At 61.9% G+C, this 8,551-nt stretch carries 8 protein-coding genes and 1 pseudogene; 1 reads left to right on the forward strand and 8 read right to left on the reverse strand.

Going from position 1 to position 8,551, the window contains the following annotated elements; genetic code table 11:
• From HLUSI_RS0109385 to HLUSI_RS0109415, 8 genes are all read right to left on the reverse strand, one after another.
• Nucleotides 1–1,287, reverse strand: a 1,287-nt coding sequence (locus HLUSI_RS0109385; RefSeq protein WP_016833724.1) for an amidase, incomplete at its 3' end; no start/stop codon positions are given.
• Nucleotides 1,284–2,735 carry an allophanate hydrolase gene (locus tag HLUSI_RS27835; RefSeq protein ID WP_050977673.1) on the reverse strand — a complete coding sequence of 484 codons (1,452 nt, stop codon included), beginning with the start codon at nt 2,733–2,735 and terminating at the stop codon, nt 1,284–1,286. The genes HLUSI_RS27835 and HLUSI_RS0109385, both read right to left, overlap by 4 nt.
• An 11-nt stretch (nt 2,736–2,746) precedes the next feature.
• Nucleotides 2,747–3,307: an ABC transporter permease gene (locus HLUSI_RS27840; RefSeq protein WP_202946934.1), complete on the reverse strand. Its 561-nt coding sequence runs from the start codon at nt 3,305–3,307 to the stop codon at nt 2,747–2,749.
• Nucleotides 3,301–3,498: a hypothetical protein gene (locus HLUSI_RS33695; RefSeq protein WP_202946935.1), complete on the reverse strand. Its 198-nt coding sequence runs from the start codon at nt 3,496–3,498 to the stop codon at nt 3,301–3,303. Before HLUSI_RS33695 ends, HLUSI_RS27840 begins: the two co-directional genes overlap by 7 nt.
• A gap of 6 nt (nt 3,499–3,504) precedes the next feature.
• On the reverse strand, nt 3,505–4,488 hold the full coding sequence (locus tag HLUSI_RS0109400; RefSeq protein WP_040503316.1) for an ABC transporter substrate-binding protein: 984 nt from the start codon (nt 4,486–4,488) through the stop codon (nt 3,505–3,507).
• A gap of 44 nt (nt 4,489–4,532) precedes the next feature.
• On the reverse strand, nt 4,533–5,390 hold the full coding sequence (locus HLUSI_RS0109405; RefSeq protein WP_016833727.1) for an ABC transporter ATP-binding protein: 858 nt from the start codon (nt 5,388–5,390) through the stop codon (nt 4,533–4,535).
• Nucleotides 5,391–5,616: 226 nt separating this feature from the next.
• A complete protein-coding gene (locus HLUSI_RS0109410; RefSeq protein WP_029363323.1) occupies nt 5,617–6,303 on the reverse strand; it encodes a GntR family transcriptional regulator in 687 nt (228 codons plus the stop codon).
• A 109-nt stretch (nt 6,304–6,412) separates the two neighbouring features.
• On the reverse strand, nt 6,413–7,693 hold the full coding sequence (locus HLUSI_RS0109415) for a C4-dicarboxylate transporter DctA (protein ID WP_016833729.1): 1,281 nt from the start codon (nt 7,691–7,693) through the stop codon (nt 6,413–6,415).
• Nucleotides 7,694–8,000: 307 nt separating this feature from the next.
• Here HLUSI_RS0109415 and HLUSI_RS27845 point away from each other — a divergent pair.
• A pseudogene (locus HLUSI_RS27845) lies at nt 8,001–8,507 on the forward strand (Zn-dependent hydrolase); the annotation flags it as partial.
• Between the last annotated feature and the right edge of the window lie 44 nt (nt 8,508–8,551).

An 8,551-nucleotide genomic window follows, 5' to 3' on the forward strand; every position in this document is an offset into this window, starting at 1 on the left:
CGGCAGGCTGACGGCGGGAAGACCAGCCTCGCTGGCGGGGATGGCGTAGCGTCCGGCATCCAGCAGTTCATTGATGTAAGCGTCGAAGTCGCGGTCATTGGCCAGCGAAAACGGGCCGTTGGCCTTGGGTGCGGGAATCGCGAAGGCGGGCGCCAGCAGCGCGTCGTATTTGCCGAAGAATTCACCGAGACGCAAGGCATGCGCATTGTTGCCGGCCTGATGCCGCAGGACGTCGCGCTTGTCGTAACGTTGGGCGTTGAGCCAGAACTTGCGCGTCATCGGCGCCAACTGTTCCAGCAGCTCGGGCGGGATGCCGTCTTCATACGGCAGGCCCCACATGGCCGGACGCATGCCCAGCCAGAAGGTGCGGAACGAAGGCCAGAAACGGTCCCAGTCGGTGATGATGCTGTCGTCGATTTCTTCGACTTCATGGCCGAGCTCTTGCAGTGCAGCGGCAACCTCACGCGTGCGCGCGCGCGCGATGCGCAGCTTGCCGGGTGCGCGTTGCAAGGCTGAGGCAAAAGTATGTGTCGGCGATTTGCCTGAGACGAAGCTGTTGCCGGCCGGGTAATCGGATGCCGCTGCGTCGAGGAAAGCCGCCGTATCGCGCACGGTGCGCGAGAACGTTCCTTCCCCGATGGTGGCGTTGCCGTATTCGTTGAAGCTCCACGGCAAGGGCAGGCGGCCGCGCGACACCTTGAGGCCGATCAGGCCGGTCAGGCTGGCCGGGATGCGGGTCGAGCCGGCGCCGTCGGTGCTATGCGCCAGCGGTGTCACGCCGGCCGCAACCAGCGCGGCGCTGCCGCCCGAGGAGCCGCCCGGCGTGTAGTCGGGATTCCATGGATTGCGCGTGACCTTGAGGCCGCGATAGGTGGTCGTGGTGTCGTAGGTCATGCCCAGTTCGGCCGTGGTCGAACGGCCGACCGAAATCAGGCCGGCACGATGCAGGTTGGCGATCAGCGGATCGGTACGCGCGCTGCGCTTGTCCTTGTTCAGGGCCGAGCCGTTTTCGGCCAGACGGCCGCCGATGGTCGAGCCGAGATCCTTGATGAACAGTGGCACACCCCACAGCGCCCCGTCGGGATTGGCGCCGTCGGCCGAGGGCGCTGATGTGATGTTGTCAAAGGTTTCCAGCACCGCGCCCAGTTGCGGCTCGAGCAGCCGTGCAGCTTCGACGGCCTGTGCGACGGTCTCGGCCGCGCTGACCTGACGCGTGCGCACCAGTTCTGCCAGAGCGACGGCATCCAGCCGTCCCCATTCTTTCCAGCTCAACGCAGGCTTGCTCATGCGGGTACTCCCGAGATGCCTGGCGCAGCGCCGTGAAAGGCATGGCCGGTGGCGCCCAGCTTGCCGCCGACGGCATCGTGGAAGGCCTGCGCATACGGCAGCAGGCGTTTATCTTCGAAGGACCTGGCGAGCAGGCACAGGCCGAACGGCAAGCCGTCGCTGCGCAAACCGGCGGGCACGCTGATCGCCGCCAGCCGCAATGGATTGGCGAAGTAGGTGTAATAACCGAGGTTGGCGTTGAGCGCGACGGGATCGGCTTCGACGTCCTTGATCCGATAGACGGTTCCTGCCGTCGGCAACGCCAGGATGTCGACTTTGTCGAGCTCCTGTGCGGCCTTGCGCTTGTGCGATTCGAGCGCATAGACGGCGTCGAAGCCGTCGGCGGCGCTGTAGCGTTTCGCCGCCAGGATCGCCAGCCTTACGGCCGGATGGACGTGGGGATCGGCAGGTTCTGCGGCGGCGCCGTAGGTCAGCCAGCGTTCGGCGATGAAGGCGCTGTTGAAGACCAGCTTGCCGGCTTCGGCGAACGGTTCGAAGTCGATTTCCATCGCCTCGCCGCCGAGGTCGATCAATCGACGTACGGATGTTTCGAACTGCGCCTCGGCGAGCTGGTCGCCAAAGAAGTTCAGGTATTTTTCAGCCGGCAGGCCGAAACGGAAATGTTTGGGCAGGCGCGCCGGCGGTTCTTCGCGGGGAACGTTCACGGAGTAGATGTCGCGTGCGTCATAGCCTTCGATTTGATCCAGCACGGCGTAGGCGTCTTCGCTGGTCAGCGCGAACACCGGAGGTACGTCGAAGCTGCGGTTGCAGTAGAGGAAACCGTAGCTGCTGACGCGCCCCGGCGTCGGTTTCAGGCCAACGATATTGTTCAGCGCCGCCGGCACGCGTCCCGAGCCGCCGGTGTCCGAACCGATCGAGAAACTGACCTGTCCCGTGCTGACCGCGACCGCGGAACCGGAGCTTGAGCCGCCGGGCACGTAGTCCGGATTGAATGGATTGCGGCAATAGCCTTGCGGCGAGCGGATACCGACCAGTCCGGTGGCGAACTGATCCATGTTTTGCTTGCCGATCAGGATCGCGCCCGCCGCTTGCAGGCGTTCCACGACGTGAGCCGTACGCGTGGCGGTGTAGGTGAAACTGGCGCAGGCTGCGCCGGTTGGCAGTCCTGCGACATCGATGTTGTCCTTGACGCCGAAGGGCAGGCCGAACAAGGGCAGCGATGCACCGTGCGCGGCCGCCTGTTCAAGCTTGCGCGTTTGTTCGATGAGTTGCTCCTGCGGAATCAGGTAGGTCCAGATGTGCCGATCACGATGTTCCCGGATGCGGCGATGGACTTCTTCCACCAAGGCGAGCGGCGAGAGGCCGTCGCGATAAGCGGCAGAGAGTGTGGGGAAATCGAAGCTGAGCGTCTGCAGTTCAGGCGCGGACAAGTCGAGTGGTTTATTCATGGGAGACGGCCTCAGGTGGACCAATGCAAAAGGCGTCGCGAGGCCGACTGGAACAGCCGGTCTGATACCGTGGAGATGAAGCCGAGCACCAGCAGGCCGGCCATCATGTGACCGATCTGCATATTCTGCTGCGTGACTTCGAGGCGATAGGCGATGCCGGCATAGGCGCCTGCGAGTTCGGCCGCGACGAGCGTGTAGAACGCGATGCTGAGCGAGGTGCGCAGGCCGACGAAAATCACCGGCAAGGCGTCCGGCAACTGTACGGTCCACAACAATTGCCAGCGCGTCGCACCCAGGCTTTGCGCTGCACGAACCAGCGTTTCGGTCACGCGCTGCACCCCCATGTGGGTGGCCAGCCAGACCGTGAAGAATACGCCCCAGAACACCAGGAACCATTTTCCCAGCTCGGTCAGGCCGAACCAGACGATCACGATGGGCACGAAGGCGATCGGCGGAATCGGCCGCAACAGTTGGAATATCGGCGTCAGCAATCCCGACAGGATGGCGCTGCCGCCGGTCAGCACACCGATGACGACGCCGACCGCCGCGCCGACGCTGTAGCCGATCACCACGCGGGCGATGCTCCAGCCGGCCCGGCGACGCCGTCGCCATGCAGCATATAGTCGAAGAAGGCCTTGACGACCACCGTCGGCGGAGGGAACAGCAGCGGGTTTACCAGTTCAAGTCCGGCCACCAACTGCCAGATTGCCAGGAAGACCGGTATCGACAGCAGCCTGGCCCATTGTTCAGCGGGGATACGCATGGCTGATCAGAGGCCCGGGATCTTGACGCGCTCCGGCGCAACCTGTTTCAGCGGCGCGGCGAAGATGAACTTGTGGAAGTCGGGCAGGGTGGCGCCGGTCGGCGCATTGCCGGATTCCAGGCGCCATTCGGCGTGGTTCTTCAGCGTCGACAAGACGCGTTCGTCGAGCACCAGTTCGAAGATGTAATCGTTCCAGATCTCGGCCAGTTCTTCCTTCTTCATGCCGGTTGCGGCGGCAATGATGGTGATGCTTTCATCGCGGTTGGCCTTCAGGAAACGTTCTGCATCCAATATCGCGCGCAGGAAGGCGGTCACGGTCTTCTCGTTCTTGCTCAAATATTCCTCGGTCACGACCAGGTTGAAGGTCTCGGCGTAGACGCCTTTGGTGTCGAGTTCCCTGACCTTGTCGCCGAGCGCCTTCTTGCCGTTGCTGATGTGCGGCTCCCAGGTGTTGTAGGCGTCGATGCTGTTGGTCGACAGCGCCGCCACCATGTCTTGCGGACGCAGGTTGACCAGCGTGACGTCGTTCCTGGTCAGGCCTGCTTTCCTGAGCAGCGTCAGCGTATAGATTTCGCCGCCGGTGCCGACGGTGTAGCCGATGCGCTTGCCCTTGAGATCGGCCGTTGAGTTGATGCCCGCAGACTTGTTGACCAGGGTCTTGTCGTCGGAATACTCCATGCGCGCCAGCAAGGCGATCTTCTGGCGCGCCAGCGCTGCCGCGGTGATCGGCGCTTCCGCCGTGGTCGCGATGTCGGCGCCGCCGCCGAGTACGGTTTCAAGCGCCTGGCGGCCGCTGGTGAAATTGTTTACCGCGACGTCGAGGCCGTATTTTTCAAACAGGTTCTTTTGCTTGGCGATGATGGCTAGGCCGGAGATCGGAGCCAGGTTTTGCGCCAGGCGGATCTTGTCCGCAGCGTGGGTGAAGCCGGAGGAAATCGCCAACAGGATGGCGGCTCCCGTCAATACAAAACGACCAATGTGGTGTTGCATGCAGATACCCTTTGTTGTTGGATTAATGAATGAATGCAGGAAGCTCAGGCGGCAATGCGTTGCGGCGCCGGAGCAATGGATTCGCTCCGGAACGACTGCAGGCTCTCGTCGGCAATCAGTCCGTGCAGGCGTGCGCGGATATCAAGGAATTCCTTGCTCAGGACGACGTCGGCCAGGCGCGGACGTTTCAACGCCACCGGCACCACCGCCTTGACCATGCCGGGGCGCGCCGTCATGACATAGATGCGGTCCGACAGGAAGATTGCTTCGTCGATATCGTGCGTGATGAACAGCACCGAGATGCCCAGCGTCTGCCATAGATCGGTCAACAGCTGCTGCATGATTGTGCGGGTCTGTGTATCGAGCGCGCCGAACGGCTCGTCCATCAGCAGGATGCGCGGATTGGCGGCGAGGGCACGGATGATGCCGACGCGCTGTTTCATGCCGCCCGACAATTGCGCCGGATAGAATTTTTCGAACCCGGCCAGCCCCGCCTGTTGCAGCAACTGCCGCGAGCGCTGCTGACGCGCGTATTTGTCGATGCCTTGCAACTTGAGGCCGAATTCGACATTGGCCAGCACGTTTTTCCACGGGAACAGCGAATACTGCTGGAACACCACGCCGCGATCGGCGCCGGGACCGGTGATGGCCTTGCCGTCCAGGCTGACGCTGCCTTCTGTCGGAGCGACGAAGCCCGCGACCAGGTTCAGCAAGGTCGACTTGCCGCAGCCGGACGGGCCGATGACGCTGACGAATTCGCCGCTGCGCACGTCCAGCGTGACGCCTTGCACCGCCTGCACGCTTTGGCCGCCTTGGGCAAAGCGCACCGACAGATCGCGGATCTCGATGTTGCCGACCGCCGCGACCGGGGATGGTGCGACGCCGGGAAATGGAGTTGTCATAACAGGTCTTGATCGATGAGGTGCTGCGAGTCTAAGTCGCGTTGCCAAGACCTGGGAACGAAGTAATTCGAGATTCGATATGCGTAGAAATGCAGTGGCGTCACAACGCCGGAAAGGCCGTTATGACGCGGCTTTTCGGGCGGTGCTAAATCGTTTTTCGTATAAGGCGGGAGTGAATGCGGCGAGCTTGCGCATGTTCGCGCAAGTCAGGGGAAAACTGCAGCAGCTACAGCAACAGTTCCTTGGCAAGATCGCGCTTGGGGTCGGACGGCGTGTCGAATTCCAGCGCCTGTTCCACATGGTGCAGGTGATGCAGCATCAGCTCGACGGCTTCCTCGACCTTGCCGGCCTTGGCGGCGGCGATGAAGTCGCAATGTTCTTCGGTGGAGCAGATGGCGTCGCGGGTTGACTGGTACAGCATGGTAATCAGCGAACTGCGGCCGGCGAGCTTGACCAGGATGTCGGTCAGGACTTCGTTGCCGACGATGTTCGCCAGCAGGATATGGAAGTCGCTCAACAGGGTCGACCTGACCTGCGGATTGTTTTCCTCAATGGCGCGGCGTTCTTCACGCAGATGGGCTTCCAGCACGGCATAGTCCGCGGCCGTCGCACGCGCGACGAATTCCCTCACCATGGCCGCTTCCAGCGTGCGACGCACGAAGAATATGTTGCGCGTTTCTTCCACTGTCGGCTTGCTGACGAAGGCGCCCTTGTCCGGAATCAGGTCGATCAGCTTGTCTTTCGCCAGCATGACCAGGGCCGCGCGGATCTTGGTGCGGCTGACCTGGTAGACGCGCGCCAGCGCTTCTTCGCGAAGTTTTGCTCCGGGCGGAAGACGCTGTTCGGCGATGGCAATGGTGATATCGCGTGCAATCGCTTCTGAACTGTCGGGAGGGAGTACTGCTTCGGTCATAGGATGGATGGTTCTGTTGTGGGAGGCGCTGTGTTGGGCGAATTCGGGCAAGACACCGAATTGTACCTCTGTATTTTCGCCATCCATCCTGCGGCCTTAGTCCCGTAAGTTATTCAAACGCTGCTGCCGGAATCTCACCGTTCAGCACGGCGCGGGCGCGGGTCTTGTCGATGTCTTTTTCCCAGGTAGCGACGACCACGGTGGCGACGCAGTTGCCGAGCAGGTTGCCCAGCGCACGGGCGATGCCGATGAACCAGTCGATCGACAGCACCAGCACCAGGCCGACCACCGGAATCGCCGGAATCGTGGTGAGCGTCGCCGCCAGGATCACGATGGCCGAGCCCGGCACGCCATGGGCGCCCTTGGAGGTGATCAGGGCAATCGCCAGGATCATCAGCAGGTCGCCCATCGCCAGGTGCGTATTGGTGGCTTGCGCGATGAACACGGCGGCCATGGTCAGGTAGATCGAGAACGCATCGAGGTTGAACGAATAGCCGGTCGGGATCACCAGGCCAACGGTCGACTTCTTGATACCCATATGCTCGAGCTTCCTCATGATCTGCGGCAGCACGCTGTCGGACGAGGCGGTCGCCAGCACCACGATCAGTTCTTCACGCAGGTAGGCGATCAGCTTGAAGATGCTCAGTCCGGAGGTGCGCAAGATCGCGCCCAGCACCACCACCACGAAGAAGATCACCGCGCCGTAGAACAGCAGCACCAGCATGCCGAGCTGCTTCAACGAACCGATGCCGTAGCGTCCGACCGTGAAGGCGATCGCGCCGAACACGCCCAGCGGCGCCAGGCGGATGATGAAAGCCATGCACTTGAAGAAGGCTTCCGACAGCGAAGCGATCAGCGAGACGGTCGGTTGACCCTTGTCGCCGATCAGCAGCAGGGCGCAGCCGAAGATGACCGAGATCAGCAAGACCTGCAGCACGTCGCCGGAGGTGAATGCGCTCACGATGGTGCCGGGGATCAGCTTCATGATGAAGTCGGCGAAGCTGGTGCCCTTGACCTTGCTCGCAGTCTCGACATAGCTGGACAAGCCGCTGGCGTCGAGATTGGTCGGGTCGATGTTCATGCCGGCGCCGGGCTGGAACACGAACGCCAGCAGCAGGCCGAGCAGCAGCGCGATGGTGGTGACGATTTCAAAGTAGATGATGGCCTTGATGCCGACGCTGCCGACCTTTTTCAGGTCGCTGGCGCCGCAAATTCCTTGCACCACGACGCAAAACACGATCACCGGGATGATCATCTTGATCAGCTTGATGAAGCCGTCGCCCAGCGGTTTGAGGCTCTGGCCGAAATCGGGATAGAACAGGCCGACGACGATGCCGGCAATCAGGGCGATGACAACCTGCCCGAACAAAGATTTGAAGAATCGATTCACCTTGGTCTCCTGGTGTGGTTCTGGATGGGCGCCTGTATGCGTCTATATGCGCTTGCATAAGGGCATGCCGCTGCATTTGGATTCAGCTTTTGTACTTGTACTTGTTGCACTGCGCAGCCGCTCCTCCGGCTGTTGTTCCTTTGCCAATTGCGGCCGTTGTTTGAAAATTCTTTTGACGCGCCGGAACAAGCCCACTATATTGCATACAATTTGTGAATACAATAAAAATATGCAATCCTGATCGCCTCAAAAGGAGACTGCCGTGAAAACTGTTCCAGAGCAATACCGGTCCTGCGGGCAAGAGATCATGCGGCGCGCCGATGTGCTTGCCGTCCATACGGAAGCGCCCGGCATGATGACGCGCACTTATTTGACGCCCGTGCATCATGCAGCTGCACAGCAACTCAGCGAGTGGATGAGCGCCGCCGGCATGCAGGTCCGCCGCGATGACGCCGGTAACGTCATCGGCCGCTATGAAGCGACGCCTGGACACGAAAATGCCCCCGCGTTGGCGACCGGTTCGCATTTCGACACGGTGCGCAACGGCGGCAAGTACGACGGCAATCTCGGCATCCTGTTGCCGGTGTCATGTATTGGGGCATGGCACCGCGCAGGCCGGCGGTTTCCGTTTCCCATCGAGGTGATCGGCTTTGCGGAAGAAGAGGGCGTGCGCTTCAAGGCGACCTTGCTGGGCAGTCGCGCCGTGGCCGGCACCTTCGACAAGGGCGTACTCGACAATCTCGACGAAGAGGGCAACAGCATGCGCGATGTCATGCGCGCAGCCGGCTTCAATCCGGACCGGCTGGACGCCTCGGCGTGATGAGCCGACCACGGCGCTCGACGCCACCGTGCAGATCC

The organism is Herbaspirillum lusitanum P6-12 (assembly GCF_000256565.1).
Lineage (GTDB): Bacteria > Pseudomonadota > Gammaproteobacteria > Burkholderiales > Burkholderiaceae_D > Herbaspirillum > Herbaspirillum lusitanum.